Source organism: Janthinobacterium foliorum, assembly GCF_978021625.1.
The window spans coordinates 570,401-597,342 of the sequence record NZ_CDXDQE010000003.1; the positions used below are offsets into that span (position 1 = coordinate 570,401).

Consider the following 26,942-nt stretch of genomic DNA (forward strand, 5'->3'; position numbering starts at 1 on the left):
GCATGACGACACTACATATCAAGAACGGCCACCTGATCGACCCTGCCAACGGCATCGATGGCTTGCAGGACCTGTTCATCGCCGACGGCAAAGTGCTGGCCGTGGGCAGCGCCCCCGCCGGCTTCACCGCCGACGCTACGTTTGACGCGGCCGGCCTGGTGGTTTCCCCCGGCCTGGTCGACCTGTCCGCGCGCCTGCGCGAGCCGGGCTACGAATACAAGGCGACCCTGGAATCGGAATTGCAGGCGGCCCTGCAAGGCGGCGTGACGAGCCTGGTCTGCCCGCCCGACACCGATCCCGTGCTCGACGAGCCGGGCCTGGTGGAGATGCTGAAATACCGCGCCAAGACGCAGAACAAGGCGCACGTGCACCCGCTGGGGGCGCTGACCATGGGCTTGAAGGGCAAGTCGCTGACGGAAATGGCGGAATTGACGGAAGCGGGCTGCATCGGCTTCGCCCAGGCCGAGGAGCCGATCGAAGACACCACCGTGCTGCTGCGCGCCATGCAATACGCGAACACCTTCGGCTACACCGTCTGGCTGCGTCCGCAGGACCCGCATATCGGCCGTGGCGGCATCGCCCACAGCGGTCCGCTCGCGTCGCGCCTGGGCCTGTCCGGCGTGCCCGTGATGTCCGAAACCATCGCGCTGCACACCATCTTTGAACTGATGCGCGCCAGCCGCGCGCGCGTGCACCTGTGCCGCATTTCGTCGGCTGCCGGCCTGGAACTGATCCGCGCCGCCAAGGCCGAAGGCTTGCCCGTCACCTGCGACGTGGGCGTGCACCATGCGCACCTGACGGACGCCGACATCGGCTTCTTCGACCCGAACGCGCGCGTCACGCCGCCGTTCCGCAGCCAGCGCGACCGCGATGCGATCCGCGCCGGCCTGTTCGACGGCACCGTCGACGCCATGTGCTCGGATCACACGCCCGTCGACGACGATGAAAAACTGCTGCCGTTCGGCGAAGCGTCGCCCGGCGCCACGGGCCTGGAACTGCTGCTGTCGCTGGCCCTGAAATGGGCCGACGACTATGCCTTGAACCAGCCGCAATCGGGTGCGCGTCCGCTGGCGCGCGCCGTGGCGAAGATCACTTCCGACGCGGCGCGGGTGGCCGGCATCCCGGCCGGCAGCCTGGCCGTGGGCGAAGCGGCCGACATCTGCGTCTTCGATCCCGCCGCGCGCTGGACCGTGTCGTCGGCCTCGCTGGCCAGCCAGGGCAAGCACACGCCTTTCCTCGGCTATGAGTTGAGCGGCATCGTCAAGGCGACCATCGTGGCTGGACAGGTGGCGTTCCAGCGCTAATTGCAGCTAGTGCACCAGCGAAGGTGTCGAAGCCGGGGTCAGTCCTTTCAGGAGCGGAATTCGCCCCATTGGGGCGGATTCCCCCGCCGGGTCTGGCCCCGGATTTTGCTTGGGGGCGAGAGCCTTATTTAATTTGTTGGTGTGATTTGAAACTTCTGCTTACCTACCGCCTCGCGCGCATCGCCATTCACCTGAGCTGCGGCATGGCCAAGAGCGCCGTGCTGTTCCCATGGCTGGACCTGGAGGGGCGCAACCGGCGCATCCGCCGCTGGTCCACGCAGCTGCTCGATATCTGCGGCGTGCGCGTGCAGCAGCCGGCCGCCAGCCTGCCGGCGCTGGCGCATGCGATGGTGGTGGCGAACCACGTCTCGTGGCTCGACATCTTCGTCATCAATGCCGTCCACCCTTGCCGTTTCGTCGCCAAGGCGGAAATCCGCGCCTGGCCTATCCTGGGCTGGCTGGCCGGACGCGCCGGCACCATCTTCATTTCGCGCGGCAGCAAGCGTGACCTGCGCCTGATCTTCCAGGGCCTGGTGGATAAATTGACGGCAGGCGAGCGCATCGCGTTTTTCCCGGAAGGGACCACCGCCGCGCAAGGGCAGATCCTGCCGTTCCACGCCAACCTGTTCGAGGCGGCCATCGACGCGCAAGTGCCGGTGCAGCCGTTCGCGCTGGTGTATGTGGATGACAGGGGGGAGCTGCACCATGCCGTTGATTTCATCGGCGACATGAGCTTTGCGCAAAGCATGGTGGCGATTCTCAGCGGGCCGCCGATCACGGCGCGCCTGACCTGTTTGGCGCCGGTGCCGACGGCAGGAGCGCACCGGCGCGACCTGGCGGCGGCAACGCAGGCGGCGGTGGCCGCCGCGCTGCCGCTGGAGCAGGCTGCCTAGTTCTTCACGTGCAGCCAGCGCGCATGCGCGGCGCGGGCCAGGTAGTCGAGCAGGAAGCCCAGGATCCCGATCAACACGATGGCGGCCATCAGTTCCGAATACGCCAGGCGGTCGCGCGTGTCGAGGATGAAGTAACCCAGGCCGGCCGAGACGCCCAGCATTTCCGCCGGCACCAGCACGATCCAGATGATGCCGATGGCCAGGCGCACTCCCGTCAGGATGTCGGCCGTGATGCCTGGCAAAATCACCTTGAAGACGATCTCGCTGCGCGTGGCCGACAGGCTGCGCGCCAGCAGCAGCCAGTTCGGATCGAGCCGCGCCACGCCGGCCGCCGTATTGAGCAAAATTGGCCAGACGGCCGCAAACGCCAGCAGGAAGTATACGGGGGCGTCGCCGACACCGAGCACCATCACGGCGATCGGCATCCACGACAGCGGCGAAATCATGCGCAGCAGCTGGAACAGCGGCATGGCGGCGCCGGAAAAGCTTTTCGACATGGCCACCAGCACGCCCAGCGGCACGCCGATGACGATGGCCAGCCCCAGGCCCACGGCCACCCTTTGCAGGCTCAGTACCACGTGCAGCCAGATATCCGAACCGCCCAGCATCTCTCTGAACGCCAGCGCCGTGGGCAGCGGCGCGAAGGCGGTGGCGATGGGCGTGGATTTCTCCAGCGCCGTCACGCCCACGGACCACAACAGCAAGGCACAGGCCAGCCCCACCAGGGGCAGGCCGAACTTCGTGAACAGCTTGCTCGCCATCGTCAGACCGCCACGGTTTCGCTGCGCAGCAGGTTGGCCGGCAGGCCGAAGGCGGCAGGGCCGCCGACTGCCGTGATGGCCTTGCGCACGAAGCGGTCATCGACCAGGTCGCGCGCGGCAAACTTCGGATCGAGGTTGGCCAGGAAGCGCGTATCGCCTTCCACCTTGGTGCGGCCGATGGCGCGCACCAGTTCTTCCGTGTACGAGGCAAACGGGTACGGCTGGAAGTCGATGCGGCGCTGCTGCCAGTTCTTGTGCACGATCAGGCCCTGCTTCTCGTAGCTGGCGTAGTCGGTGGTGGCCAGCACCTTGGTCAGCACTTGCAGCGGATGCGGCGTGTAGCGGTGCTCGCCCACGTTCGACAGCAGCTTGGCCGTGTCGACCTGGTTCGAGCGCGTCCACAGCTGCGCCTTGACGATGGCGTTGGTGACCTTCTGCGCCCATTCCGGACGCGTGTTGATGTCGCGCTCGGAGAGGAAGGTGACGCAGCAGGCATGGTTCTTCCACACGTCGCCCGAGAAGCGCAGGATCTTGCCGATGCCGGCGTTTTCCGCCGCCGCATTGAAGGGTTCGGCCACGATGTAGCCGGCGATCGACTTGCTGGCCAGGGCCGAGACCATTTCTGCCGGCGCCAGCACCACCAGGTTGACCTCATTCGGCTTGACGGCCGCGTTGCGCGCGCGCGTGACCGGCGTCAGGCCATTGGCGGACAGGATCTGCTGCAGCAGGATGTTGTGGATCGAGTACCAGAACGGGATGGCGACCGTGCGCCCGCCCAGGTCGGACACCTTGCTGATCTCGTTGGCCACCGTCAGCGCGGAACCGTTGACGTGGTTCCAGGCGACGACCTTGGCGGGGAACTTGGCGCCGTAGCGCACCCACAGGGTGGCCGGCGACAGCAAATGGATGACGTTGACCTGGCCGGCGACGAAGGCTTCGATGATCTGCGCCCAGCTGCGGAACAAGCGCGGCGTTTCCGCCTGCAAGCCTTCCGCCTCGAACAGCTTGCGCGCGTGCGCGACCAGCAGCGGGGTGGCGTCGGTGATGGGCAGGTAGCCGATTTTCACGGGCTGGTCGTCGCCTTTCGGGCCTTGCTGCGCCATGGCGTCGCCGGCGAACAGCAGGGGCGAGGCGACGCTGGCCGTGGCCAGCGCCGACATGCGCAGGAAGTCGCGCCGCGTCAGGCCGCAGTCGCATTCGGACGAGGCGCAGATGTGCAGGGGTTTGTTTTGATCTGGGAATGTCATGGGAGTGTTCCGGTCGATTAAAGTTGGGCGAAGGCGGGCGCGTGATCCTTCTTTTGCAGCGCTTGCAGGGCGTCGAGGATGTCCATCTTGAGGGCGATGACGTCGGCGCTGTGGCCGATGCGCGGCTGGGCAATGGCGACGCTCCATTCGCGCACGATGTTGCCCGGCTTGCCTCCCATCAGCAAGATGCGGTCGGCCACCAGGATGGCTTCGTCGATGTCGTGGGTGACGAGCAGCACGGCCGTGTGCCAGCGGTGCACCACGTCCACCAGCAGCGACTGCATCTCGGCGCGCGTGATGGCGTCGAGGGCGGAAAACGGCTCATCGGCGAACAGCAGTTCCGGCTCGCGGGCCAGCGCGCGGGCCAGCGCCACGCGCTGCGCCATGCCGCCCGACAGCGCGGACGGATACAGCTTTTCACGCCCCTTCAGGCCGACCGCGTCGATGGCTTGCGCCACGCGCGTCTGGTGCGCCGCGCGCGTCAGCTTGGGCTGATGCTGGAAGTCCAGGCCAAAGCCGGCATTGCCCGTGACGTTCAGCCAGGGCAGCAGGCTGGCCTGCTGGAAGACGAGGGCGCTGCGCGGGTCCGGCTCGCGCATGGGGGCGTCGAGGAATTGAATGGCGCCCGCGGATGGCGGCTGCAGGCCGGCCAGCACGCGCAGCAGGCTCGATTTGCCGCAGCCGCTGCCGCCCAGCAGGCAGACGATTTCGCGCTTGCGCACGCCCAGCGAGACGTGCTGGAAGACGGGCGCGCTGCCCGGGTAGGCATAGCTCAGGTCCTGCGCCTGCAAGGCCCAATCAGCAACGCTCATGCTTGCGCTCCCGCCGCCTTCGCCGCCTGCTGGCTGTCGAACAGCTGCAAGGCGGCCTGCAATTGCGTCAGGCTGGGGGTGACGATGGGGATGAACGACGATTCGCGCCAGCGGCGGGCAAAGCCCTGCTGCTCCGCGTTCAGGTAGGCGCGCCCGCCCATGGCTTGCAGTTCCAGCATCAGCGCCTGCTGCAGCACGTCCGCCAGCTGTATGCGCAGGCGGAACATGGCCGGCGCCTGCGTCTTGAAGCGGCCATCGTGCACGCCGTCCAGCAGGGTCGCGACTGCCGCTTCCAGGGTCGCTTGCAGCGCTTCGATGCGCGGCGACAGCTGGTTGCGCGAGCCGGCGGAAATCTGCGCCGCCTGCGCCAGGCTGGCGCGCGCCAGGCCGATCGACAGACCGCACTGCATGCCGAGGAAGGAAGGGCGCACCTGCGGCAGCCAGGCCGGCGCGTTGTCGCTGATGATGTCCGCGGCGGGAATGTGCACCTGCGCCAGCTTGACGGAGGCCGTGTTGCTGCCACGCAGGGCGACGAGGTCCAGGTCCTCGCTGCGCTGCACGCCCGCCGCGCTGCTGTCGAAGGCGACGATGACGGGCGGTGCGCCGTCGTCCGGCGCCACGGCGGCCGCCGCGACAAAGCCCGCCTTGCGCAAGTTGGTCACCCACGCCAGGCCGCCATCGACCAGCAGCCCGTCGGCGCGGCGCGCGCCCGTAATTTGCAGCTGCTCGATGCCGGACAAGAATTTCATGGCGTTCGACAGGCCGCTGGCGCCTGCCTGCGTGCCTGCCAGCAGGCCCGGCAAGCGGCGCTCGGCCAGGGCGCGGTTCCCGCTTTGCAGCAGGAATTCGATGAAGCAGCGCTGGCCCCAGAAGACAAAGGCCGCCGTCACGGATTCTTCCGCCACCCGCGCGATGGCGTGGATGGCATCGCGCACGTCGCCGCCCGCGCCGCCGTGTTCCTGCGGCACGCCGATGCGCAGCAGGTGGTCGCCCGCGAGGGCCGGCAGGACGGTTTCAGCCAGCTGCGACGACTGGTCCAGCTGGTCGGCATGCATGTGCAGCCAGTGATTGAGATGGCCCATGTCAGACGGCGCCGGGCAGGTAGGGTGTCAATTGCGGATTGACGGGCGTGCCGGCCAGGCTGTTGGAGAAATTGCACAGGGTGGCCAGGCTGATGCCCAGCACCACTTCCAGCGCCTGCTGCTGGTTGTAGCCGGCGCCCAGGAAGGCTTGATAGTCGGCGTCCGGGACGGCGCCACGCGTGGCGATGACGGCCGTGGCGAAGGCGGCGAATGCGTCCAGCCTGGCATCGCCCGTCGGCTGGCCATGCTGCAGGGCGCGCACCGTCTCCGGCGTCTGGCCGGCTTTTTTCAGCGAGATGGCGCTGTGGCCGGCGATGCAGAAATCGCAGCCATGGATGCGCGCGGCCGTGATCTGCACCACTTCGCGCTCCATCAGGCTCAGGCTGGCGCGTGCATTGATGCCGGATACGGTCAGGTAGGTTTCCAGGGCCAGCGGGGCGTTGGCCAGCACGCCGATCAGGTTGGGCAGATAGCCATTGTTGGCGATGGCTTTTTCCACGAAGGGGCGGCTGTCGGCCGGCGCGGTATCGAGAGTATGCAGAGTCAGACGGGACATGGGGTACCTTGCTAAGTTAGTAAGTCACTCATGCATTATATCGGCCAGATCGTGCACGCAACAGACGTGAGCGTCGCCCTTTTGTGCTCGTTCGTCTGCGATTGTGTGATGCGTGACTTCAGCTGGCCAGCTGGCGCAGGCGCTGGTCGCGGCGATACGCGCCCGGCTGCTCCCCCGTGACGCGCTTGAAGGCGCGCGTAAAGGCGGCGTGCGAGCGGTAGCCCACCAGTTCGGCCGCGCGCTCGACGGAGGCGCCATCGTGCAGGCGCCGCGCGGCGATCTTCATGCGCAGCAGCAGCAGGAACTGGGCCGGCGAGTGGCCGCTGGCGCTGGCGAAATGCTTGCAGAAACTGGCGCGCGACATGCACGCGGCCTTGGCCATGTTCTCGATCGACCAGTCGTCGGCGGGCGCATCGAGCATGCGTTCGAGCAGCGGCGAAAATGCCGGCTGGTGCAGCAGCGACAGCAGGCCGGCCGCCACCTGCTCGCCTTGCGCCACATGGCGGATCAGGTAAAAGAACAGCAGTTCGACCAGGCGCGCGATCAGGGGCGAGGGCTGTTCCGGATCACCGCCGGCTTCCGCCAGGATCAGGTCGAACAGCGCCGTGGCGGCGCCGAATGCTGGGGCGTCGCCGCGTATGAGCAGGTACGGCGGGAAGGAATCGACGATCAGTGCAGCGAGGGCGCCGCGAAATTGAAAGAAGCCGCAGGCCAGCGCCGTCGCCGGGCTGTCCGTGGCCGCCTGCAGCGGCAGCATGGCTTGCGCGCTCGCCGCTTGCAGGGGATCGCTGTGGGGACTGAGGAAATGCGGCAGGTCGCGCAGCAGGAAGACGCCGTCGCGCGGACCGAGGGCGATGGGCGCCGCGCCGTCGAGATGCAAATAGCAATGGCCGTCGAGCACCAGGTGAAAGCTGCCCAGTTCCCGGCCCGCCGTGGAGGCGCGCCAGCGGCCGCAGTACTGGCCCACGTGCAGTACGGCCGTGTCGAGCTGCAGGCTGCCCAGCAGCCAGCGCGCCAGCCTGTCGGTGTCAGGATGCATGGGATCGAAGAGGCAAAAGCTGCATCATACGGGCCGCGCGCGCCAGGGCCAACGACGGATTTCGACTAAGCATATGCGCACGATGGCGCCTACTTCTTGCCGCTGTGCTGCTGGAACGCGGGACACTCCACCTGCAGCAGCGAGCGGTCTTCCAGGCACACGGCCGATAGCTGGCCGCCCCAGACGCAGCCGCTATCGAGGCCGATCAAATGGGGGCGCAACTGCAGTCCCAGCGCCGACCAGTGGCCGAAGACGACGGTGTCGCCGGCGCTTTGCCGGCCCGGCACGTCGAACCACGGCAGCAGGCCGGAGCCGGGCGGCGCGCTGCCGCTTTCCTTCATCTTGAAGTCCATCACGCCATCGGGCGTGCAAAAGCGCAGCCGCGTCATGGCGTTGATGATGCAGCGCAGCCGGTCGGCGCCCTGCAGGTCATCGCGCCAGGCGGCCGGTTCGTTGCCATACATCGTGCGCAGGAATGCCACCCAGCCATCGCTGCGCAGCATGGCGGCCACTTCGCCGCCCAGGGCCAGCGCCTGCTGCGCGCTCCACTGCGGCAGCAAGCCCGCATGCACGAGCAAATGGCCCTGGTGCTGCAGGGCGAGGGGGCGGCCACGCAGCCAGGCGATCAATTCTTCACGGTCGGGCGCGTCGAGGATTTCAGCGAGGGTATCGGAAGCGTGCTGCGGACGGATGCCATTGGCCACGGCCAGCAAGTGCAAGTCATGGTTGCCCAGCACGCTGTCGGCCAGGCCTTGCCGCGCCAGTGCGTAAACATGGCGCAGGGTGGCCAGCGAAGAGGGGCCACGATTGATCAGGTCGCCCGCAAACAGCAGCCGGTACGGGCCATTGGCCGCCGCCTGGATGCGTTCGATCAGCTCGACGGTTTGTGCATGGCAGCCTTGCAGGTCACCGATAAAGTAGGTTTTCATGGACGGCTCTTGTTGTTGCGCGAAGATATGGCGTGTCGCCATGTATACCACGGAGGCGGCACACGGCGCCAGCCGTACCCTTATCCGGCCATCTTATGCATCCGGCTATTGACGATGTATCAAATGGTAAAAGCCGTTAGCAATCGTGGCCAGGCTTGCTACCATCGGCACGCCGTCACGTAGGTAGCAAGCGTTTTCCAAAAATAAATGTTGTTTTGCGGTTATTTTTTTGGACGGCAGAATCGGCAGGCATGGGGCATGCCAAATGCAGACGCCATGCCGGCAGCGTCGCACCGTCCACGCGTTGCTCTAAAAATTGGCATTTATTGGCGTTTTGGTACAATGCCATTGCGCTGCCGTTGTTTGCTATTTTCTCGTATTTTTACCATGTCGATGGCTTTTTTGTGGCAAGCCCGATTTTATTATTGATAATAAAAAATGTTTTCTTTTATCGTGAGCTTTGTCGCCTCCGCGTTATTGACGCTGTTAATTATAAAACAGGTCAGATTGCATAGCTCCGCGCTTGACTCGGATTTCCATGGCGTGCAAAAAGTCCATTCGCATTCGGTGGCGCGTATTGGCGGTCTGTCGATTTTCCTGGCGGTGGTATTGGGCGCCTTTGTCTCGATCTGGCGCCTGCCGCCCATGACCTATTGGATGCTGTCGCTGCTGCTGTGTTCAGGCATTGCCTTTATTGGCGGCATTGCGGAGGATTTTACCGGCAAAGTCAGTCCCATGGGGCGCTTGCTGCTGACCATGGCGGGAGCATTGCTCGCTTATTTTCTGATCGATGCACGCATCGACCGCGTTGACTGGGTCTTTTCCAGCTGGGCGATTCCCTTTATATGGCTGAGCCTGCCTATTACGGTGCTGGCCGTGGCCGGCATTGCCAACGCCATCAATATTATCGATGGCTTCAATGGCCTGGCCAGCGTGGTGTCCATTTGCATGTTGTTGTCGCTGGCGTACGTGGCCCTGCAAGTCAACGATTCCTTCATTCTTGTCGCCGCCTTGCTGGTGGCGGGCGCGATTACGGGCTTCCTGATCTGGAATTATCCCGTCGGCCTGATTTTTCTTGGCGATGGCGGCGCCTATTTTATCGGCTTCATGCTGGGTGAATTGACGTTGCTGCTGGTGATGCGCAATCCCCAGATATCGACCTGGTATGCGATTTTGTTGCTCATTTATCCTGCATTCGAAACGATTTTTTCCGCCTACCGGCGTGCCTTTATTCAAGGAAAATCGCCGGTTATGCCCGATGGCATTCACCTCCATAGCCTGATTTTCCGCCGCATCGTGCAATGGACGGTGGGCCGCAAGGAGGCGCGGGCATTGATGCGCCGTAATTCCATGACGTCACCCTATTTATGGCTGTTTTCACTGACGGCAGTGATTCCGGCGACCTTGTTCTGGCGTCATAGCTGGTTATTGATTTTGTGTTCGCTGTTATTCATGGCGGCCTATGTCTGGTTATATTTCCGCATTATCCGATTCAAATCTCCGCGCTGGATGATTATGAAAAAGAAGAAATGACTTAAATGGTGTATATTCACGGGCTTTAGCAACCCGCATTTACTATCCGGAAGGCGAAGCATGAATGTATCGACAATGACAATGCTTGAACTGCGCGATCTGCAGGAAAAGGTTCAGCAAGAAATCAGCCAGCGCGAGCGCCAGGATTTGAGCAAGGCGCGCGAACAGATCATGGCCATTGCACAGCAAGCCGGCATTCCCCTGAAACAGCTGATTCTCGATGGCTTGCATCCGCGCACGGGCAAGGTTGCCGTGCGTTTCCGCAATCCCGACAACGCCGCAGAACAATGGACCGGCCGTGGCCGTCAGCCGCTGTGGGTCAAGAACTGGGTGGTATCGGGCAAGTCCATCGATCTGCTGCGCGTATAATTCGGTATACTTTTGGCGCCGTGGCAAGATTTTCCCACGCTGCGCGCGCCAAAATCCTACCCTTTTACTTGCAGATAATTGTCGATAACCATGCTCCCACTGTCCAAAACGATCTTCAAAGCCTACGATATCCGCGGCATCATCGCCAAAACCCTCGATGCCAGCGTGGCGCGCAAGATTGGACAGGCATTTGGCCAGGCCGCCCTGGCCAAGGGAGAAAAAAGTGTCGTGATCGGGCGCGATGGCCGCCTCTCGGGACCTGAATTGACGGCGGCGCTGGCCCTGGGCCTGCAGGCGGCCGGCGTCGACGTGATCGACCTGGGCGTCGTCGCCACGCCGATGGTGTACTTCGGCACCAACGTGCTCGATACGCGCTCCGGCATCATGGTCACGGGCAGCCACAATCCGCCCGACTACAATGGTTTCAAGATGGTGCTGGCCGGCGAAGCGATTCACGGCGAAGCGATCCAGGCGCTGTACCACAGCATCGTCGCCCACGACGGCAGCGACAGCGACCAGCCGGGTAGCTATGCCACGCACGATATCCGCGCCGCCTACCTGGAACGCATCCTGGACGACGTCAAGCTGGCGCGCCCGATCAAGATCGCCGTCGATTGCGGCAATGGCGTGGCCGGCGCGTTCGCGGGCGACCTGTTCCGCGGCATGGGCTGCGAAGTGATTGAATTGTTCTGCGAAGTCGATGGCAACTTCCCCAATCACCATCCCGATCCCGCGCATCCGGAAAACCTGCAGGACCTGATCCGCTGCCTGGCCGAGACGGATGCCGAAATCGGCATCGCCTTCGATGGCGACGGCGACCGCCTGGGCGTGGTCACCAAGGACGGCCAGATCATCTATCCTGACCGCCAGATGATGCTGTTTGCCGCCGACGTGCTGACCCGCCATCCTGGCGCGCAAATCCTGTACGACGTGAAATGCACGCGCCATCTGGCGCCTTATATCACCAAGCATGGCGGCGTGCCGCTGATGTACAAGACCGGCCACTCGCTGGTAAAAGCCAAGCTGCGCGAAACGGGCGCCCCGCTGGGCGGCGAAATGAGCGGCCATATCTTCTTCAAGGACCGCTGGTACGGTTTCGACGACGGCCTGTATTCGGGTGCGCGCCTGCTGGAAATCCTCACGCGGGAAGCCGATCCGTCGGCGCTGCTCAATTCCCTGCCGCAGTCCGACAGCACGCCCGAACTGCACCTGGAACTGAAGGAAGGCGAAAACGTCGCGCTGATGGACATGCTGCGCCGCGACGCCGTTTTCCCGGGCAATGAACAGATCATCACCATCGACGGCCTGCGCGTGGAGTATGCGGACGGCTTTGGCCTGGCCCGCTCGTCGAACACCACGCCGGTGATCGTCATGCGCTTCGAAGCGGAAACGCCGGAAGCCCTGGCGCGCATCCAGGGCCAGTTCAAGAGCGTGATCCTGGCCGCCAAGCCGGATGCCGTCCTGCCGTTCTGACAGCATGGCCGGTCAAGCAGGCGCACAGGCGCCTCTGAAAATCCTGCTGGTGCGGGTGTCGTCGCTGGGCGACGTGCTGCATAACCTGCCCATGGTGGCGGACATCGCCCGCCATTATCCGAACGCCAGCATCGACTGGGTGGTCGAGGAGGGCTACACCAGCCTGGTGCGCCTGAATCCGCGCGTCAATACCATCTTCCCGTTTGCGCTGCGGCGCTGGCGCAAGAGCCTGGGCAAGAAGGAGACGCGTGCGGAAATCGCCGCCTTCTTCCGCAGCCTGCGCCAGACGCGCTACGATTACGTATTCGATACCCAGGGCTTGCTGAAGACCGGCGTCATCATGGGCGCCGCGCGCCTGGCGCCGGGCGGGCAGAAGGTCGGCCTGGCGAATGGCAGCGAAGGCTCGGGCTACGAAGGCATTTCGCGCCTGTTCCATACCAAAAGCATTCCCCTCGACCCGCGCACGCATGCGGTAGCGCGTGGCCGCCTGGTGGCTGCGGCCGCGCTGGGCTACACGGTCGATACGCCGGCCGATTTTGGCTTGCCGGAAGTATCGAGCAGCGAGCCGCGCCCGGACTGGATGGGGGAGGCGCCGTATTGCGTGTATTTCCATGGCACCGCGCGCGACGCCAAGAAATGGGCGCCGGCAAACTGGATCGCGCTGGGCCAGGCGCTGGCGCCGATGCCGATTCTGCTGCCCTGGGGTTCGCCCAAGGAAAAGGCGGAAGCCGAACAATTGGCGGCCGGCCTGCCCAACGCGCGCGTGCTGCCAAAATTGTCGATGAGCGACGCCACGCTGCTGGCGCGCCATGCGGCGCTGGTGATCGGCGTCGACACGGGCCTGACGCATATCGCCGCCGCCTTCGTGCGGCCGACGGTGGAAATCTATGCCGATTCGCCGCTGTGGAAAACGGAAGGCAACTGGTCGCCAAAAATCATCAACCTGGGTGACAAGGGCGCGCCGCCCGGCGTGCCCGAAGTGCTGGCCGCGGCACGGCGTCTGCTGGCCGATTATCCTCCTGCCTGACTTCACAACCTTAAACTATCATGCGACTTCTATATACCTACGCCTGGTGGCTGGCCTTGCCCCTGGTGCTGGCGCGGCTGTGGCTGCGCGGACGCAAGGAACCCGGCTACCGCCAGCACTGGGGCGAGCGCCTGGGCTTTTATGGCCGGCAGTCCGGGTCCCTGATGCCGACGCTATGGCTGCACGCCGTCTCCGTCGGCGAGACGCGCGCGGCCGAACCGCTGATCGATGCGCTGCTGGCCGAATGGCCCGACTGCCGCATCGTCCTCACGCACATGACGCCGACGGGACGCGCGACGGGCAAGGCGCTGTTCGCCAGGCACGGCGCGCGCCTGGTGCAAAGCTACCTGCCGTACGACACGGGCGCCATGCCTGCCCGCTTCATCCGCCATTTCGCCCCGCGCATCTGCATCCTGATGGAGACGGAAGTGTGGCCGAACCTGATCCACCAATGCAATCGCTACAAAGTGCCCGTGGTGCTGGCCAATGCGCGCTTGTCGCAGCGGTCGCTGACCAAGGCGCAGCGGCTGGGCAGCCTGATCGCCGATGCGGCACGCGGCATCACCCTGGTGGCGGCGCAGACGCCGGACGATGCGCAGCGCGTGCGCCAGCTGGGCGTGCAGGAAGTGGTCGTCACGGGCAGCATCAAGTTCGACGTCGTCGTGCCCGCCGCGGCACTGGCGACGGGCGCCTGGCTGCGCGCGGCGATAGGATCACGGCCCGTGCTGCTGTGCGCCAGCACGCGCGAGGGGGAAGAGCCGTTGATCCTCGACGCCTGGCTGCGCGCCAGCCGGCCACCTGACGCGCTGCTGCTGATCGTGCCGCGCCATCCGCAGCGCTTCGACGACGTGGAACAACTGATCTCGTCGCGCGGCCTGGCCGTGCAGCGCAGGTCCGGCCTGGCGCAGGACGCCCCCGTTGCTGCGGGCACGCAGGTGCTGCTGGGCGATTCAATGGGCGAGATGTTTGCATACTACGCGGCCTGCGATTGCGCCTTCGTCGGCGGCAGCCTGCTGCCGTTGGGCGGGCAAAACCTGATCGAGCCGGCGGCGCTGGGAAAACCCGTGCTGATCGGTCCGCACACCTTCAATTTTGCGCTGGTCACGGAACAGGCGATCGCCGCCGGCGGCGCCGCGCTGGTGGCGGACGCCGATGCGCTGATGGCGCAGGCGTCAGCCTTGCTGCAGGACCGCGCGCGCCTGGCGGCCATGGGAGAAAAAGCGCTGGCCTTCGCGGCGCAGCACCGTGGCGCCACGCCGCGCACGCTAGCGGCCATCAAGCCTTTGTTGCCGTGATGGATGCACGGCCAACAATGCTGTCGGATTACGGCCTGCGGCCGAATCCGACCTACTGCCGTGATCGAGGTAGGTCGGATTAGCGCTTGCGCGTAATCCGACAGGCGACGCCAACAATGTTGTTTACGCGAACAGGACCGGCAGCTCCTGCGAGCGCTTCCTCAGCGCCTGCTTGGCGCCATCGTAATCTGGATAGATCGATTCCACGGTGGCCCAGAAGCGGGGGCTGTGGTTCATTTCCAGCAGGTGCGACAGTTCATGCGCCACCACGTAGTCGACCAGCGGCAGGGCGAAGTGGATCAGGCGCCAGTTCAGGCGGATCTTGCGCTCGATGGTGCAGCTGCCCCAGCGCGTGCCGGCCGACGATAGCGACAGCGAATCGTAGCGCACGCCCAGCTTGTCAGCGTAAAGGTCCAGCCGCGCCTCGAACAGCTGGCGCGCCTCGTGCTGGAACCAGGTTTTCACTTTTTCCTTCAACTGCTGTTCCGTGCCTGCGGGCGTGACCCAGACGTGCAATTCATTCGTCTCGCGCTGGAAGCTGGCGCGGTGGCGCGGCGCCTGGTGCAGCCGCAAGGTGATCTCGCCGCCAAGATACGGCAGCGTGGCGCCGTCGATCCAGGCCACGGGCGGGCGCTGCTGGCGCTGCACCTTGCGCTCGCCCCGTTCCAGCAGCTTCGAGACGATCCAGCCTTGCTTGGCGCGGATGGCATTGTCGATTTCGGCCAGGGTGACGCGCTTGGGCGCCGTGACGCGCAAGCCATTGTCGTCGATCATGAAGCCGATGGAGCGGCGCGTGGACCGGCGCAGGGCGAATTCGACCAGGTGGCTGCCCAGCTGCAGCTGGCGCAGCGGCGGGCCGTCGGCCGTGCGTGGCGGGGAGGGAAGAATGGGACGTGCGGGAGGAATGACAGGCGCCGGCGGCGCCAAAGGTACTGCAGGCTGCGCCTCCACGGGCGGCGCTGGCGGTGCCGTGGGGCGCACCGCCGGGGGCGTGCTGGTCGAGACGTCATGCGCGAACAAATCCAGTTGCTGGTCGCCGACCTTGATGGTCTTCATCTGCTGGCGCAGGGTCGGCTCCTGGATGACCGCGCTGATGCCGTCTAGCCAGCGTTGTAGGCGTGAGGCGAAATGACGCGCATTTCTGATTCTATCCAATTTTCCACCTGTTGCATCATGCTGTCCGGGGTTTGCCCTTCCGGCGAAATCGGTTTGCCGATCGAGACGGTGATCAGTCCCGGGCGTTTGAGGAATGACTGCTTGGGCCAGCACTCGCCTGAATTATGCGCGATCGGCACCACCACGGCGCCCGTGGCGATGGCCAGGCGCGTGCCGCCGCTCTTGTACTTGCCCGTCTGGCCCACCGGAATGCGCGTGCCTTCGGGGAACATGATAATCCACTGGCCATCGGCCAGGCGGCGCTTGCCATGCGCCACCACGCTCTTGAACGCATGCTTGCCCTGCTTGCGGTCGATCGGGATCATGCGCAGCAGCGCCATGGCCCAGCCGAAGAACGGGATGTACAGGATCTCCTTCTTGAACACATACACCAGCGGACGGGGCAAGCTTGGCAGCAAGAAGATGGTTTCCCATGCCGACTGGTGCTTCGACAGCACGATGGCCGGCGCATCGGGGAAGTTCTCGGCGCCCTTGACTTCATAGCGGATGCCGCAAATGACCTTGGCACACCACAGGATAAACACGTTCCAGCGCGAGGTGACCCAATAGCGCTTGTTGTAGCTCAATGGCGCGGCAAAAAAGCACACGCAGGCCCAGACGATGGTGGCCACGACCATGATGATCATGAACAGCAGGGATCGCAGGAACAGGGAAATATTACGCAATGCGGTTCTCCGAAGATTAAATACTCAATGCCACGCTGGGCGCCGCTGCGGCGGGCGCCTTGAGCAGATGGCTGACCACGGCGGCCAGGTCGGGAAAGACCTGGGTGCCGGGGGGCAGGCCACCCGTCTCGTTGGTTTTTTCGCCCTTGCCCGTCAAGACCAGGTAGGGCACGCAGCCGCTGATGAAGCCTGCCTGCAGGTCGCGCAGGGAATCGCCGACCGTCGGCACGCCTTTCAGGCTGGTGTTGTAGCGCTGCGAGATTTCATGGAACATGCCGGGCTTGGGCTTGCGGCAGTCGCAGTTATCCGCGCCCGCGTGCGGGCAAAAGAAGATGGCATCGATATCGGCGCCCACTTGCTGCGCCAAGGTATGCATCTTCTGGTGGATGGCGTTCAACACCGTCATGTCGAAGTACTCGCGCGCGATGCCCGACTGGTTCGAGGCGACGACGACGCGGTAGCCGGCCTGGTTCAGGCGGGCGATCGCTTCGAGCGAGCCGGGTATCGGCAGCCATTCGGCCGGCGACTTGATGAAGTCCGGCGAGTCATGATTAATGACGCCGTCGCGGTCGAGAATAATCAGTTTCAGCGCCGGAATCCCCATTATGCCGCCAGCTTGGAAATGTCGGCCACGCGGTTCATCATGCCGTGCAGCGAGGACAGCAGGGCAAGGCGGTTGTTGCGCAGGGCGACATCCTCGGCCATCACCATCACGTCGTTGAAGAAGCCGTCGACATCGTCGCGCAGCTGCGCCAGGGTTTGCAGGGTGCCGGTGAAGTCGCCCTTGGCAAAGGCCGCATCGACTTCCGGCTGCACGCGCGAGACGGCGGCGGCGAGTTTTTTCTCCGCTTCGTCCTGCAGCAGCGCCACGTTCACGCCGCCGGCTGCCACCTGGCTCACGGCTTCCTCGTTCTTTTTCAGGATGTTCGTGATGCGCTTGTTGGCGCTAGCCAGCGAGGCGCTTTCCGGCAGGGCGGCAAAGGCCTGCACGGCTTCCAGGCGCTGCACGATGTCGTCCAGGCGGTCGGGATTTTGCGCCACGACGGCTTCGATTTCATTCGGCGAGAAGCCGCGCTCGCGCAGGATGCCGCGCAGGCGGTCGAGCATGAAGATGGTCACGTCGGCCACCGGGTCCTTGAAGCCGGGAATGGCTGCGAACTGCGCGGCGGCATCGGCCAACAAGCCCTGGATCGACAGGGGCAGGCGCTTTTCCAGCAGCATGCGCAGCACGCCCAGGGCGTGGCGGCGCAGCGCGAACGGGTCCTTGTCGCCCGTCGGCGCCAGGCCGATGGACCAGATGCCGACCAGGGTTTCGAGCTTGTCGGCGAGGGCCACGGCGGTGCCGGTGGCGGTGGACGGCAGGCTGTCGCCGGCAAAGCGCGGCTGGTAGTGCTCCGAGGCGGCCAGCGCCACTTCTTCCGGCTCGCCGTCATGGCGCGCGTAATACGTGCCCATGATGCCTTGCAGCTCGGGGAATTCGCCCACCATGTCGGTCAGCAGGTCGGCCTTGGCCAGCAGGGCGCCCCGTTCAGCCAGCGCGACGTCATATTGCAGCTTGGCGGCGATGGCGCCGGCCAGCGACTTGACGCGCTCCGTACGGGCCGCTTGCGTGCCCAGCTTGTTGTGGTAGACGACGTTGGCCAGCAGTGGCAGGCGCGATGCCAGCGTTTTCTTCTTGTCCTGCTCGAAGAAGAACTTGGCGTCGGACAGGCGCGGGCGCACGACGCGCTCATTGCCGCCGATGATGTGCTCGGGCGTGTCCGTCTCGATGTTCGAGACGATCAGGAAGCGCGAGCGCAGCTTGCCTTCGCTGTCCGTCAGCGCGAAGTATTTCTGGTTCGTCTGCATGGTGAGGATCAGGCATTCCTGCGGCACGGCCAGGAATTCTTCCTCGAAGTGGCATTCATACACGACCGGCCATTCGACCAGCGCGGTGACTTCGTCGAGCAGCGCTTCGGGCATCAAGACCTGGTCGGCGCCGGCCTTGTCCAGCAGCTGGGCGCGGATGCGTTCCTTGCGTTCTTCGTTGCTGGCGATGACGCTGGCGTTGAGGATCAGCGACGGCGCATAGTTTTCCGCGTGCGCGATGGTGACCGGCGTGCCGTCGGTGAGGAAGCGGTGGCCCAGGGTGCTGCGGCCGGCCGTCAGCCCCAGCAGGGTCAGTGGCAGGATATTGATGCCGTGCAGGGCGATCAGGCTGTGCGCCGGGCGCACGAATTGCACGGTGGTGCCGTCCGGGCGCTGATAGCTCATCAGTTTTGGAATCGGCAGCTTGGCGGCCGATTCGCTCAGGGCAGCCTGCGCGCCCGTGGCGAGCTGGCTGCCCGGCGCCGTGTAGGTGTAGAAGAAGCTGTCGGCCTTGCCGTCGGCGGCGCGTTCCAGGTCCGCCACCGTCAGGTCGGGGAAGCCCAGCGCGGCCAGTTTCTTGGCCAGCGGCGGCGTGCCGTTGCCGTTCGCGTCCAGTGCCACGGAGACGGGCAGGACTTTTTCGCGGATGGATTTGTCGGGCGAGACTTCGCGCACATTGGTGATGGAGACGGCCAGGCGGCGCGGCGAGGCGTAGCTGGTGGCGACGCTGTCGGCTTCCAGGAAGTCGCGCGATTTCAGGCCGTTGACGATGCCGGCGGTGAAGGCGGCGCCCAGTTTGGCCAGCGCTTTCGGCGGCAGTTCTTCGGTCAGCAGTTCGATGAGCAGTGTTTGGTTCATGGTGTTCTTGTCTGGTACGGCGGTATGGAGGCTCGAATTAGGCGGCGGCGGATTGGTCGGCGGCGGGCAGCATCGGGAAACCGAGGCGCTCGCGCGAGTCGTAATACGCTTGCGCCACCAGGCGCGACAGGGTGCGCACGCGGCCGATGTAGGCGGCGCGTTCCGTCACCGAGATGGCGCCGCGCGCGTCCAGCATGTTGAAGCTGTGCGAGGCCTTCATGATTTTCTCGTAGGCGGGCAGGGTCAGCTGCAGCTCGATCAGGCGCTTGGCTTCCGCTTCGTAGTTGCTGAACTGTTCGAACAGCAGGTCCGTATTCGCGTGCTCGAAGTTGTAGGTCGATTGCTCCACCTCGTTCTGGTGGAAGACGTCGCCGTAGGTCAGCTTTTTCGTGACACCGTTCTCTTCCCACTCCGTCCAGACCAGGTCATACACGTTTTCCACGCCTTGCAGGTACATGGCCAGGCGTTCGATGCCGTAGGTGATCTCGCCCAGCACGGGCTTGCAATCGAGGCCGCCCACTTGCTGGAAGTAGGTAAATTGCGTCACTTCCATGCCGTTCAGCCAGACTTCCCAGCCCAGGCCCCAGGCGCCCAGAGTCGGGCTTTCCCAGTCGTCCTCGACGAAGCGCACGTCATTCTGCTTCAAGTCCAGGCCCAGCGCGGCCAGCGAACCCAGATACAGGTCGAGGATGTTTTCCGGCGCCGGCTTGAGCACCACCTGATACTGGTAGTAGTGCTGCATGCGGTTCGGGTTTTCGCCATAGCGGCCATCCTTCGGGCGGCGCGAGGGCTGCACATACGCGGCGCGCCAGGGCTCCGGGCCGATCGCGCGCAGGAAGGTGCCGGTGTGGAAGGTGCCGGCGCCGACTTCCATGTCGTAAGGCTGGAGCAGGGCGCAACCTTGCTTGTCCCAATAGGTTTGCAAGGTCAGGATAATTTGTTGAAATGTGAGCATCGTATGAGTTCGCCGCGCGGACAGGCTGCGCTTTGTTAAGGTTTGCTTGAAGCCCGCACGCTGCCAACAAGCGCGTCCGGGCCGGGGTTTTGCTAATTTTAGCGGTTTTTACGGGCCCACTGTGACTCTTCGGGCAATATCGGCCGCTTATTGCTGCGCGGCGGCGCCACGGCGGGCGGCGCGCGACAGCAGGAAGGCCGTCAGCAGGGCCAGCGCGGCCAAGGCCAGCACCAGTTTGTTGCCGTACAGAATGTATGGCGTCATGCCGCCCATGCCTTGCACCTTGGCCGCCAGGGTGGCTTGCTGTTCCGGCGGCAGCAGACTTTGCACCACGCCCTTGCCGTCGATGACGGCGGTGGCGCCCGTATTCGTCGAGCGCAGCATGGGGCGGCCCGTTTCCAGGCTGCGCATCTGCGAAATCTGCAGATGCTGCGGGATGGCGATCGAGTCGCCAAACCAGGCCAGGTTGGAGATATTCAGCAGCACCGAGGCAGACTGCTTGCCATGGCGGTGGGCGCTGGCCAGCTGGCCGGCGATTTCCTCGCCAAACAGGTCTTCGTAGCAGATATTCGGCAGCACCAGCTGGTCGCGCACCTGGAGCGGCGCCTGCACGGCCGCGCCGCGGCCCATGTCGCCCAGCGGGATGGCCATCATGGCAACGAACCAGTGCAGGCCGGGCGGCACGAATTCGCCGAACGGCACCAGGTGCTGCTTGCGGTACTGGTAGTACGGACCTGGCGCACCGTTGGGCGTGATGCCCAGCGCCGCATTGTAGAAGCGCTGCTGCTCGTCGAGCACGGGCATGCCGACGAGGATGGTGCTGCCCGTCTGCCGCGCATACGTGGCCAGGCTATCCAGATAGCCGGGCGGCAGCTGGTGCGGCAGCACGGTGACGGCCGTTTCCGGCGTGGCGATCAGGTCGGCCGGCGCGCTGGTGATGGCGCTCTGGTACATCTGCAGGGCGCCCAGCACGAAGCCGGGATCGAATTTCTGCTGCTGCGGCACATTCCCCTGCAGCAGGCGCACCGTGATCGGGCGCCCGACCGGGTGCGTCCAGGCCACGTACTGCAAGCCGATGCCGGCCGCGTACAGGGCGATCACGCCGCCCAGCGCCAGCCAGCGCGTGCGGTGCGTGAGCAGCAGCAGGGCGCCGGCGGACAGCGCCGCCAGCCAGCCCAGGCCATACGCGCCGACGACGGGCGCATAGCCGGCCAGCGGGCTGGCATTGTGGGCGTAGCCCGTGGCCAGCCACGGGAAACCCGTAAACAGCCAGCCGCGCGTCCATTCGAACAGGGTCCACAGGGACGGCAGGACCAGCAGGGTCATGGCCGGCAGCGACAGCACCCAGCGCTGGCGCAGCCAGGCGGCCGCGCCCATGGCCAGGGCCACGTAGATGGCCATCAGGAGGGCCAGCAGGGCCACGGCGAGGGCCGCGATCGGCGCGGCCATGTCGCCATAGCGGTGCATGGAGATGTACAGCCAGTGCGTGCCGGCCGCGCACCAGCCGAAGCCATAGGCCCAGCCGATCAGCGCGCCGCCCTTGACGCTGGACGAACGCAGCACCTGGTAGAACAGCACGCCCAGGCTGAGGATTTGCAGGGGCCAGTAGCCGAAAGGGGCGAACGCCAGCACCGCGACGGCGCCGGCGATGGCGGCAGTCAGCATGCGCGCCCACGTGCTGCGGGGCGGTTTGGCGGGGGCGTTGGGGTCGGCGCGTCTGAAACGCATCTACAGCACGCGCATGTCAGAGTTCCAGTTCCGGCACGTTGGGCAGGCGCTCGACGAGCAGCACGTGCACCTGGCGCGCATCGGCGCGCAGCACCTCGAAGCGCAAATTGCCCAGGTCGAAAATATCGCCCTTGTGCGCCATGCGGCCCAGGTACTTGGAGACCAGGCCGCCGATGGTGTCGACGTCGTCGTCCACCAGGTGGCTGCCCACTTCCTCGTTGAATTGTTCGATCTCGGTCAGCGCCTTGACCCTCCAGCGGGGACCGAACTGGCCCTCCTTCAGCGACAGGATGTTGTCCTCGGCTTCGTCGAAGTCGTATTCGTCCTCGATATCGCCGACGATCTGTTCCAGCACGTCTTCGATGGTGATCAGGCCGGCGACGCCGCTGTATTCATCGACGACGATGGCCATGTGATTGTGGTTGGCGCGGAAATCGCGCAGCAGCACATTCAGGCGTTTCGATTCGGGGATGAAGATGGCGGGGCGCAGCATGTCGCGGACGTCGAAAGTTTCTTCAGCGTAATAACGCAGCAAGTCTTTCGCCAGCAGGATGCCGATAACCTTGTCGCGTTCGCCTTCGATCGCGGGGAAGCGCGAGTGGGCGGTGGACAGGACTTCCGGCATCCATTCCTCGATCGGCTTGCTGATGTCGATGACATCCATCTGCGAACGGGGAATCATGATGTCGCGCGCGCAGAGATCCGATACCTGGAACACGCCTTCGATCATCGACAGGGCGTCGGCGTCGATCAGCTTGCGTTCATGCGCATCGTGTAGAACATCGAGCAATTCTGCACGGTTCTCTGGCTCGGGGGAAATGAGTGCGGTCAGGCGTTCAAACAGTGACCGGTGGGGCTTGACGTCAGTTCTGACGCCACTAGGGTGCTCGGGCATAGGAGGCGTGAGCCGTTGTTGCGAAGGGTTATAGGATACACCAAAAGTGGGCACGCACCGGATTTCCCCGCTTTTGATGTAAATTTAATACGCTGAAGTGTCCCGTTGCGCGATGTTTCAGCTGTCCTGGCCCAGCACGCGGTGGCGCAAGCTGGCCACCTCGGCCTGCCAGTCGGCGAAATGTTCGCTGTCCTGCCACAGCTGGCGCAGTTCCGACGATTCCGCCAGAATACGCTCGAAGGCCAGGCGCGCCTTGTCCAGCAGCGGCGGCGTGACTTTCTTCTTGCATGCGGCCACCCACTCGTCCACTTCCGCCGTGGCCGGGTCGTCCTCGCCCGGCTTGCCCAGCAGGCGGGCCATCACTTCCAGCGCGGCCAGCGCCTCGGCGGCGAACGGCGCTTCCAGTTCCGCTTCCGTGCTGTCGATGACGTTGTCGAGCGTCGTTTCGACCAGTTCCAGGGTTTTATATTCGTGCAAATCCTGCGCCCAATCCATGGCGTAGTCGTTGCCGAAGGCATCCAGTGCCCAGGTTCCCATCTGCTTACTCCTTGTACGGGTCGGTAATGCCGAGTTTTGCCAGGATCTCCGTCTCCAGGCCCTCCATCTCGGCGGCTTCCTCGTCATCCATGTGGTCGTAGCCCTGCGCATGCAGCACGCCGTGGACGATCAGGTGGGCCGTGTGCTCTTCCACGCTCTTCTTTTGTTCCGCCGCTTCCTTTTCCAGCACGTCCGTGCACAGGATGATGTCGGCGCGCGTCGGCTCGTCGTCGCCGAGTTCTTCGCCTTCGTTGTAGGCGAAGGTCAGCACGTTGGTGGCGTAGTCCTTTTCACGGTAGTCGCGGTTCAGGCTGCGGCCTTCCTGCGCGTCGACGAAGCGGATGGTGAATTCGGCGGGGGCGAACAGGGCCGCCTTGACCCAGCGGCGCACTTTCGGACGCGTGATCAGGGTTTCCAGGCGGGCGTCCGGATATTGCACGGACAGCGAGAGTTTATTTTTTTCGGACATTTTTGGCGGCTGCTGGCTTCAACAAGGGGAGTAACTGGGCGGCGTCGGCATTGGCCGCCTGCGCCGTTTCATAGGCGTCGACGATGCGCGCGACGAGCGGATGGCGCACCACGTCGGTGCTGTTAAATTGCGTGAAGCCGATGCCGCGCACGTCCTTCAGCACGTGCACGGCGTCGATCAGGCCACTCGTCTGGCTCTTGTGCAGGTCGACCTGCGTGACGTCGCCCGTCACCACGGCCTTGCTGCCAAAGCCGATGCGCGTCAAAAACATCTTCATCTGTTCGACGGTGGTGTTCTGCGCTTCGTCGAGGATGACGAAGGCGTGGTTCAGGGTGCGCCCGCGCATGTAGGCCAGCGGGGCGATCTCGATCACCTGTTTTTCGAACAGCTTCTGCGTGCGGTCAAAGCCCAGCAAGTCGTACAGCGCGTCGTACAGGGGGCGCAGGTAGGGGTCGACCTTTTGCGCCAGGTCGCCCGGCAAAAAGCCCAGGCGCTCGCCCGCTTCGACGGCGGGGCGCGTGAGGATGATGCGCTTGACGGCATCGCGCTCGAGCGCATCGACGGCGCAGGCGACGGCGAGATACGTCTTGCCCGTGCCGGCCGGCCCCACGCCGAAGCTGATGTCGTGCTCCAGGATGTCGCGCAAGTACGCGATCTGGTGCGGCGTGCGGCCACGCAGGTCGGAGCGGCGCGTCTTCAGCACGGGGCTGGCGATGTCCGGTTCGACGAAGGTGCTGACGGGCGCGTTGGCGTGGTGTTCCGAGGCGGCGGACAGGCCCGCGCGCTGCTCCACCAGGGCCAGCTGGACTTCTTCCAGCGGCACCACCTTGTTGGCGATGGCGTAGAACTGCTCGAGGATTTCCACGGCGCGTTCGGCATTGCTGCCGCCGACGATGAATTTCTCGCCGCGGCGGAAGATCGTCACGTCGAGGGCGGCGGAAATCTGGCGCAGGTTTTCATCGAGCGGGCCGCACAGGTGCGCCAGGCGCGTGTTGTCCAGCGGCTCGGGGATGAAATAGTGCGGCTGTATCGGGGCTTTGGTTTTCAACTGGCTCTTTTCAATGCGGGGGCGCTGGCGACCAATTCGCCGCGCAGGGTGTAGGAATGGCTCTCGGTGATGCGCACGTCGACCAGCTGGCCGACCAGCTGCAGCGCATCCGGGCCGGCGTCGAAGTTGACCACGCGGTTGTTCTCGGTGCGGCCTTGCAGTTCGCGGTCAATCATGTCTTTTTTCGAGCGGCCTTCGACGAGGATGGTTTGCACCGTGCCCACCATGGCCAGGCTGTACTTGCGCGTGTTGGCGTCGATGGCCGCCTGCAGCTGCTGCAGGCGGGCCAGCTTGACTTCGTGCGGCGTGTCGTCTTCCAGGCTCGCGGCCGGCGTGCCGGGGCGCTTGCTGAAGATGAAGCTGTAGCTGTTGTCGAAGCCGACGTCCGCGATCAGCTTCATCATGGCGTCGAAATCGGCCTGCGTCTCGCCGGGAAATCCCACGATGAAGTCCGAGGAAATGGCCATGTTCGGACGCACGGCGCGGATGCGGCGGATGATGGACTTGTATTCCAGTCCCGTGTAGCCGCGCTTCATGGCGCCGAGCACCTTGTCGGAACCGTGCTGCGCCGGCAGATACAGATGGTCGACCAGCTGCGGGATCTTCGCGTAGGCGTCGATCAGGCGCTGCGTGAATTCCTTCGGGTGGCTGGTGACGAAGCGCATGCGCTCGATGCCGGGAATGTCGGCCACGTATTCGAGCAGCAGGGCGAAGTCGGCGATGTCGCCGCCTTCCATCGCGCCACGGTAGGCGTTCACGTTTTGCCCCAGCAGGGTGATTTCCTTGACGCCCTGGGCGGCCAGGCCCGCCACTTCCGTCAGCACGTCCTCGAAGCGGCGCGAGACTTCCTCGCCGCGCGTGTAGGGCACCACGCAGTAGCTGCAGTATTTGCTGCAGCCTTCCATGATGGAGACGAAGGCCGAGGCGCCGTCCACCTTGGCCGGCGGCAGATGGTCGAATTTTTCGATTTCCGGGAAGCTGATGTCCACTTGCGCGTCGCCGCTGGCGCGGCGCAGCTCGATCATCTGCGGCAGGCGGTGCAGGGTTTGCGGGCCGAAGACCATGTCGACATACGGCGCGCGCTTGACGATGGCGTCGCCTTCCTGCGACGCCACGCAGCCGCCCACGCCGATCAGGAGGTGCGGCTTGGCCAGCTTCAGCTCGCGCAGGCGGCCCAGGTCGGAAAACACTTTTTCCTGCGCCTTTTCGCGCACGGAGCAGGTATTGAGCAGGATGACGTCGGCGTCTTCCGGCGTATCGGTGCGCACCAGGCCATCGGAGGCGCCCAGCACATCGGCCATCTTGTCCGAGTCGTACTCGTTCATCTGGCAGCCGAAGGTTTTAATGAATACTTTTTTCTGCATGGATTCTGGCGCTTATCGGTAAATGTGGCGGCAAATAAGATGGCTGGGCAGGGTGCTGCGGCGCAGGGCGGGGTACCGTGCATGAGCGCGTCGATGAGCGTCCTGGCGCCCCGGGGCTGCCCAATGGCAGGCGCGCTGCAAGTGCTGGCCGTAGTTTAGCGTAAATCGCCGGGAGGGGCCAATGCCGTGCTTACCTTGCCGACAAGGTTTTGACCCCGGCGGGCCGCTGTTTTCGGTGATGCTGAAAAGCATTTATTGCCTTACTGCACCATTGATTTGTAACAAGTTGCTGCAAAGCCTTGTGTGCGCCCGCTGGCATCCTAATGTGTTGAAATGGCATCGTTGCCAAGCCAACCAGCACCTTGATTGATATTTAACAATCGGGAAGGTTGCGCCAGGCGCGGATGCTGCCTGTTTGGACTAGTATATTGCCTTATATGCAATTCATTTCAGCGGATTGCACGTGCTTTTACTCACGCGGCAAGCTGCGCACCTTGGCTGGACGTGGCTGTGCTGGTCTTGTGCAGGCGGCGATAGGAGGAGGGGAGGCTGACGGTTTTTGAAATACTTTTAAACACTCTAAGCCAGCCTTAAGTTCGTATCGGCATTATTTTCAACATTCACCAGACGAGGAAAAATCATGGCACATCATGCATTAGCATCGCAAGAGAGTTACAACCCTAACCACCTGCTCGATATTCTGCTGAGTAAGATGCAGCTGAAAAACGATGCAGCCCTGTCGCGCCTGCTTGAAGTGGCGCCACCAGTCATCAGCAAGATTCGCCACCACCGCTTGCCGGTCGGCGCTTCCCTGCTGATCCGCATGCACGAAGTAACGGGCATGAGCATCCGCGACCTGCGCGACCTGATGGGCGACCGCCGCACCAAGTATCGTTTGTCCGACGCCCAGGGCCGTCCAAAAGCGGAAGACCGCGGCGATGCGCAAGAATCGAATTACGCGCACTGATGTGGTGGTCGCGCGCTGACTGTACCGCTTGCGTAGCTGCTGGCGGTAACAGGCTGGCGTCGACCGGGGAGGACGGAAACAAGGCAGTACCCCTAACGGCTTTCGCTTCACC

The 26,942-nt window shown here is 64.4% G+C and carries 26 protein-coding genes; 8 read left to right on the forward strand and 18 right to left on the reverse strand.

The features are described from left to right. The first annotated feature begins 2 nt into the window (after positions 1-2). Both ACZ92H_RS10010 and ACZ92H_RS10015 read left to right on the forward strand, forming a co-directional pair. Positions 3-1,304 (forward strand): dihydroorotase, encoded by a 1,302-nt coding sequence (locus ACZ92H_RS10010; protein ID WP_465049199.1) that lies wholly within the window; start codon positions 3-5, stop codon positions 1,302-1,304. Positions 1,305-1,450: 146 nt separating this feature from the next. After that, positions 1,451-2,197, forward strand: coding sequence for a lysophospholipid acyltransferase family protein (locus ACZ92H_RS10015; RefSeq protein ID WP_465049201.1), 747 nt, complete (start codon positions 1,451-1,453; stop codon positions 2,195-2,197). On the opposite strand, the gene ACZ92H_RS10020 is transcribed toward ACZ92H_RS10015, so the two are convergent. The 7 genes from ACZ92H_RS10020 to ACZ92H_RS10050 form a co-directional block, all read right to left on the reverse strand. Continuing rightward, positions 2,194-2,958 (reverse strand): ABC transporter permease, encoded by a 765-nt coding sequence (locus ACZ92H_RS10020; protein WP_465049202.1) that lies wholly within the window; start codon positions 2,956-2,958, stop codon positions 2,194-2,196. The genes ACZ92H_RS10015 and ACZ92H_RS10020 overlap by 4 nt on opposite strands. Before the next feature lie 2 nt (positions 2,959-2,960). Continuing rightward, positions 2,961-4,205 carry an ABC transporter substrate-binding protein gene (locus ACZ92H_RS10025; RefSeq protein WP_465049204.1) on the reverse strand — a complete coding sequence of 415 codons (1,245 nt, stop codon included), beginning with the start codon at positions 4,203-4,205 and terminating at the stop codon, positions 2,961-2,963. A 17-nt stretch (positions 4,206-4,222) separates the two neighbouring features. Next, on the reverse strand, positions 4,223-5,017 hold the full coding sequence (locus ACZ92H_RS10030) for an ABC transporter ATP-binding protein (RefSeq protein WP_465049205.1): 795 nt from the start codon (positions 5,015-5,017) through the stop codon (positions 4,223-4,225). Then, the gene (locus ACZ92H_RS10035) at positions 5,014-6,099 is read right to left on the reverse strand and encodes an acyl-CoA dehydrogenase family protein (RefSeq protein WP_465049207.1); all 1,086 of its coding nucleotides are present in this window, start codon (positions 6,097-6,099) and stop codon (positions 5,014-5,016) included. The genes ACZ92H_RS10030 and ACZ92H_RS10035 overlap by 4 nt, the downstream gene beginning before the upstream one ends. A 1-nt stretch (position 6,100) precedes the next feature. Next, positions 6,101-6,655, reverse strand: coding sequence for a carboxymuconolactone decarboxylase family protein (locus tag ACZ92H_RS10040; protein ID WP_465049208.1), 555 nt, complete (start codon positions 6,653-6,655; stop codon positions 6,101-6,103). A gap of 118 nt (positions 6,656-6,773) precedes the next feature. Further along, positions 6,774-7,694: an AraC family transcriptional regulator gene (locus ACZ92H_RS10045; RefSeq protein WP_131373650.1), complete on the reverse strand. Its 921-nt coding sequence runs from the start codon at positions 7,692-7,694 to the stop codon at positions 6,774-6,776. A gap of 89 nt (positions 7,695-7,783) precedes the next feature. Continuing rightward, positions 7,784-8,623: a symmetrical bis(5'-nucleosyl)-tetraphosphatase gene (locus ACZ92H_RS10050; protein WP_131373651.1), complete on the reverse strand. Its 840-nt coding sequence runs from the start codon at positions 8,621-8,623 to the stop codon at positions 7,784-7,786. Positions 8,624-9,061: 438 nt separating this feature from the next. On the opposite strand from ACZ92H_RS10050, the gene ACZ92H_RS10055 reads away from it, so the two are divergent. The 5 genes from ACZ92H_RS10055 to waaA all read left to right on the forward strand — a co-directional run bounded on the left by ACZ92H_RS10055 (position 9,062) and on the right by waaA (position 14,320). Further along, a complete protein-coding gene (locus tag ACZ92H_RS10055; RefSeq protein WP_465049210.1) occupies positions 9,062-10,156 on the forward strand; it encodes an MraY family glycosyltransferase in 1,095 nt (364 codons plus the stop codon). Positions 10,157-10,231: 75 nt separating this feature from the next. Beyond that, positions 10,232-10,525, forward strand: coding sequence for an H-NS histone family protein (locus ACZ92H_RS10060; protein ID WP_465049211.1), 294 nt, complete (start codon positions 10,232-10,234; stop codon positions 10,523-10,525). A gap of 90 nt (positions 10,526-10,615) precedes the next feature. Continuing rightward, positions 10,616-11,998, forward strand: coding sequence for a phosphomannomutase/phosphoglucomutase (locus ACZ92H_RS10065; RefSeq protein WP_465049212.1), 1,383 nt, complete (start codon positions 10,616-10,618; stop codon positions 11,996-11,998). 4 nt (positions 11,999-12,002) lie between these two features. Further along, positions 12,003-13,025 carry a lipopolysaccharide heptosyltransferase I gene (gene waaC, locus ACZ92H_RS10070; RefSeq protein ID WP_465049213.1) on the forward strand — a complete coding sequence of 341 codons (1,023 nt, stop codon included), beginning with the start codon at positions 12,003-12,005 and terminating at the stop codon, positions 13,023-13,025. Between the two features lie 20 nt (positions 13,026-13,045). Beyond that, entirely contained in the window at positions 13,046-14,320 is a 1,275-nt protein-coding gene (waaA, locus tag ACZ92H_RS10075; RefSeq protein WP_465049214.1) for a lipid IV(A) 3-deoxy-D-manno-octulosonic acid transferase, read from the forward strand. Positions 14,321-14,443: 123 nt separating this feature from the next. Here the strand turns inward: waaA and ACZ92H_RS10080 are convergent, their stop codons facing one another. The 11 genes from ACZ92H_RS10080 to miaB all read right to left on the reverse strand — a co-directional run bounded on the left by ACZ92H_RS10080 (position 14,444) and on the right by miaB (position 25,863). Beyond that, the gene (locus ACZ92H_RS10080) at positions 14,444-15,376 is read right to left on the reverse strand and encodes a M48 family metallopeptidase (protein ID WP_465049249.1); all 933 of its coding nucleotides are present in this window, start codon (positions 15,374-15,376) and stop codon (positions 14,444-14,446) included. A 44-nt stretch (positions 15,377-15,420) separates the two neighbouring features. Next, positions 15,421-16,161: a lysophospholipid acyltransferase family protein gene (locus ACZ92H_RS10085; protein WP_131373658.1), complete on the reverse strand. Its 741-nt coding sequence runs from the start codon at positions 16,159-16,161 to the stop codon at positions 15,421-15,423. 16 nt (positions 16,162-16,177) lie between these two features. Beyond that, positions 16,178-16,765 (reverse strand): D-glycero-beta-D-manno-heptose 1,7-bisphosphate 7-phosphatase, encoded by a 588-nt coding sequence (gene gmhB, locus ACZ92H_RS10090; RefSeq protein WP_131373659.1) that lies wholly within the window; start codon positions 16,763-16,765, stop codon positions 16,178-16,180. Next, positions 16,765-18,867 carry a glycine--tRNA ligase subunit beta gene (gene glyS, locus ACZ92H_RS10095; RefSeq protein ID WP_465049215.1) on the reverse strand — a complete coding sequence of 701 codons (2,103 nt, stop codon included), beginning with the start codon at positions 18,865-18,867 and terminating at the stop codon, positions 16,765-16,767. Before glyS ends, gmhB begins: the two co-directional genes overlap by 1 nt. Before the next feature lie 37 nt (positions 18,868-18,904). Next, a complete protein-coding gene (gene glyQ, locus ACZ92H_RS10100) occupies positions 18,905-19,822 on the reverse strand; it encodes a glycine--tRNA ligase subunit alpha (protein WP_131373661.1) in 918 nt (305 codons plus the stop codon). 147 nt (positions 19,823-19,969) lie between these two features. Beyond that, the gene (gene lnt, locus ACZ92H_RS10105) at positions 19,970-21,550 is read right to left on the reverse strand and encodes an apolipoprotein N-acyltransferase (RefSeq protein ID WP_465049216.1); all 1,581 of its coding nucleotides are present in this window, start codon (positions 21,548-21,550) and stop codon (positions 19,970-19,972) included. 16 nt (positions 21,551-21,566) lie between these two features. Continuing rightward, positions 21,567-22,445 carry a CorC family transporter gene (locus ACZ92H_RS10110; protein ID WP_071075558.1) on the reverse strand — a complete coding sequence of 293 codons (879 nt, stop codon included), beginning with the start codon at positions 22,443-22,445 and terminating at the stop codon, positions 21,567-21,569. Positions 22,446-22,562: 117 nt separating this feature from the next. Then, positions 22,563-22,982, reverse strand: coding sequence for a DUF4259 domain-containing protein (locus ACZ92H_RS10115; protein ID WP_465049217.1), 420 nt, complete (start codon positions 22,980-22,982; stop codon positions 22,563-22,565). Between the two features lie 4 nt (positions 22,983-22,986). Next, positions 22,987-23,451 carry an rRNA maturation RNase YbeY gene (ybeY, locus tag ACZ92H_RS10120; RefSeq protein WP_131373663.1) on the reverse strand — a complete coding sequence of 155 codons (465 nt, stop codon included), beginning with the start codon at positions 23,449-23,451 and terminating at the stop codon, positions 22,987-22,989. Continuing rightward, the gene (locus ACZ92H_RS10125) at positions 23,435-24,499 is read right to left on the reverse strand and encodes a PhoH family protein (protein ID WP_465049218.1); all 1,065 of its coding nucleotides are present in this window, start codon (positions 24,497-24,499) and stop codon (positions 23,435-23,437) included. Before ACZ92H_RS10125 ends, ybeY begins: the two co-directional genes overlap by 17 nt. Further along, a complete protein-coding gene (miaB, locus tag ACZ92H_RS10130) occupies positions 24,496-25,863 on the reverse strand; it encodes a tRNA (N6-isopentenyl adenosine(37)-C2)-methylthiotransferase MiaB (RefSeq protein ID WP_131373665.1) in 1,368 nt (455 codons plus the stop codon). The genes ACZ92H_RS10125 and miaB overlap by 4 nt, the downstream gene beginning before the upstream one ends. 640 nt (positions 25,864-26,503) lie before the next feature. Here miaB and ACZ92H_RS10135 point away from each other — a divergent pair. After that, positions 26,504-26,830, forward strand: a complete 327-nt coding sequence (locus tag ACZ92H_RS10135) for a hypothetical protein (RefSeq protein ID WP_034746769.1) — start codon at positions 26,504-26,506, stop codon at positions 26,828-26,830. Positions 26,831-26,942 lie beyond the last annotated feature (112 nt).

Coding starts and splice junctions, on each gene's coding strand:
- ACZ92H_RS10115 (WP_465049217.1), bottom strand. CDS start 22,982: ATGGGAACCTGGGCACTGGATGCCTTCGGCAACGACTACGCCATGGAT.
- miaB (WP_131373665.1), bottom strand. CDS start 25,863: ATGCAGAAAAAAGTATTCATTAAAACCTTCGGCTGCCAGATGAACGAG.
- ACZ92H_RS10065 (WP_465049212.1), top strand. CDS start 10,616: ATGCTCCCACTGTCCAAAACGATCTTCAAAGCCTACGATATCCGCGGC.
- ACZ92H_RS10040 (WP_465049208.1), bottom strand. CDS start 6,655: ATGTCCCGTCTGACTCTGCATACTCTCGATACCGCGCCGGCCGACAGC.
- ACZ92H_RS10060 (WP_465049211.1), top strand. CDS start 10,232: ATGACAATGCTTGAACTGCGCGATCTGCAGGAAAAGGTTCAGCAAGAA.
- lnt (WP_465049216.1), bottom strand. CDS start 21,550: ATGCGTTTCAGACGCGCCGACCCCAACGCCCCCGCCAAACCGCCCCGC.
- ACZ92H_RS10080 (WP_465049249.1), bottom strand. CDS start 15,376: ATGAAGACCATCAAGGTCGGCGACCAGCAACTGGATTTGTTCGCGCAT.
- ybeY (WP_131373663.1), bottom strand. CDS start 23,451: ATGTCCGAAAAAAATAAACTCTCGCTGTCCGTGCAATATCCGGACGCC.
- ACZ92H_RS10025 (WP_465049204.1), bottom strand. CDS start 4,205: ATGACATTCCCAGATCAAAACAAACCCCTGCACATCTGCGCCTCGTCC.
- waaC (WP_465049213.1), top strand. CDS start 12,003: ATGGCCGGTCAAGCAGGCGCACAGGCGCCTCTGAAAATCCTGCTGGTG.
- ACZ92H_RS10135 (WP_034746769.1), top strand. CDS start 26,504: ATGGCACATCATGCATTAGCATCGCAAGAGAGTTACAACCCTAACCAC.
- glyQ (WP_131373661.1), bottom strand. CDS start 19,822: ATGCTCACATTTCAACAAATTATCCTGACCTTGCAAACCTATTGGGAC.
- ACZ92H_RS10010 (WP_465049199.1), top strand. CDS start 3: ATGACGACACTACATATCAAGAACGGCCACCTGATCGACCCTGCCAAC.
- ACZ92H_RS10035 (WP_465049207.1), bottom strand. CDS start 6,099: ATGGGCCATCTCAATCACTGGCTGCACATGCATGCCGACCAGCTGGAC.
- ACZ92H_RS10020 (WP_465049202.1), bottom strand. CDS start 2,958: ATGGCGAGCAAGCTGTTCACGAAGTTCGGCCTGCCCCTGGTGGGGCTG.
- ACZ92H_RS10055 (WP_465049210.1), top strand. CDS start 9,062: ATGTTTTCTTTTATCGTGAGCTTTGTCGCCTCCGCGTTATTGACGCTG.
- gmhB (WP_131373659.1), bottom strand. CDS start 16,765: ATGGGGATTCCGGCGCTGAAACTGATTATTCTCGACCGCGACGGCGTC.
- ACZ92H_RS10030 (WP_465049205.1), bottom strand. CDS start 5,017: ATGAGCGTTGCTGATTGGGCCTTGCAGGCGCAGGACCTGAGCTATGCC.
- glyS (WP_465049215.1), bottom strand. CDS start 18,867: ATGAACCAAACACTGCTCATCGAACTGCTGACCGAAGAACTGCCGCCG.
- ACZ92H_RS10050 (WP_131373651.1), bottom strand. CDS start 8,623: ATGAAAACCTACTTTATCGGTGACCTGCAAGGCTGCCATGCACAAACC.
- ACZ92H_RS10110 (WP_071075558.1), bottom strand. CDS start 22,445: ATGCCCGAGCACCCTAGTGGCGTCAGAACTGACGTCAAGCCCCACCGG.
- ACZ92H_RS10045 (WP_131373650.1), bottom strand. CDS start 7,694: ATGCATCCTGACACCGACAGGCTGGCGCGCTGGCTGCTGGGCAGCCTG.
- waaA (WP_465049214.1), top strand. CDS start 13,046: ATGCGACTTCTATATACCTACGCCTGGTGGCTGGCCTTGCCCCTGGTG.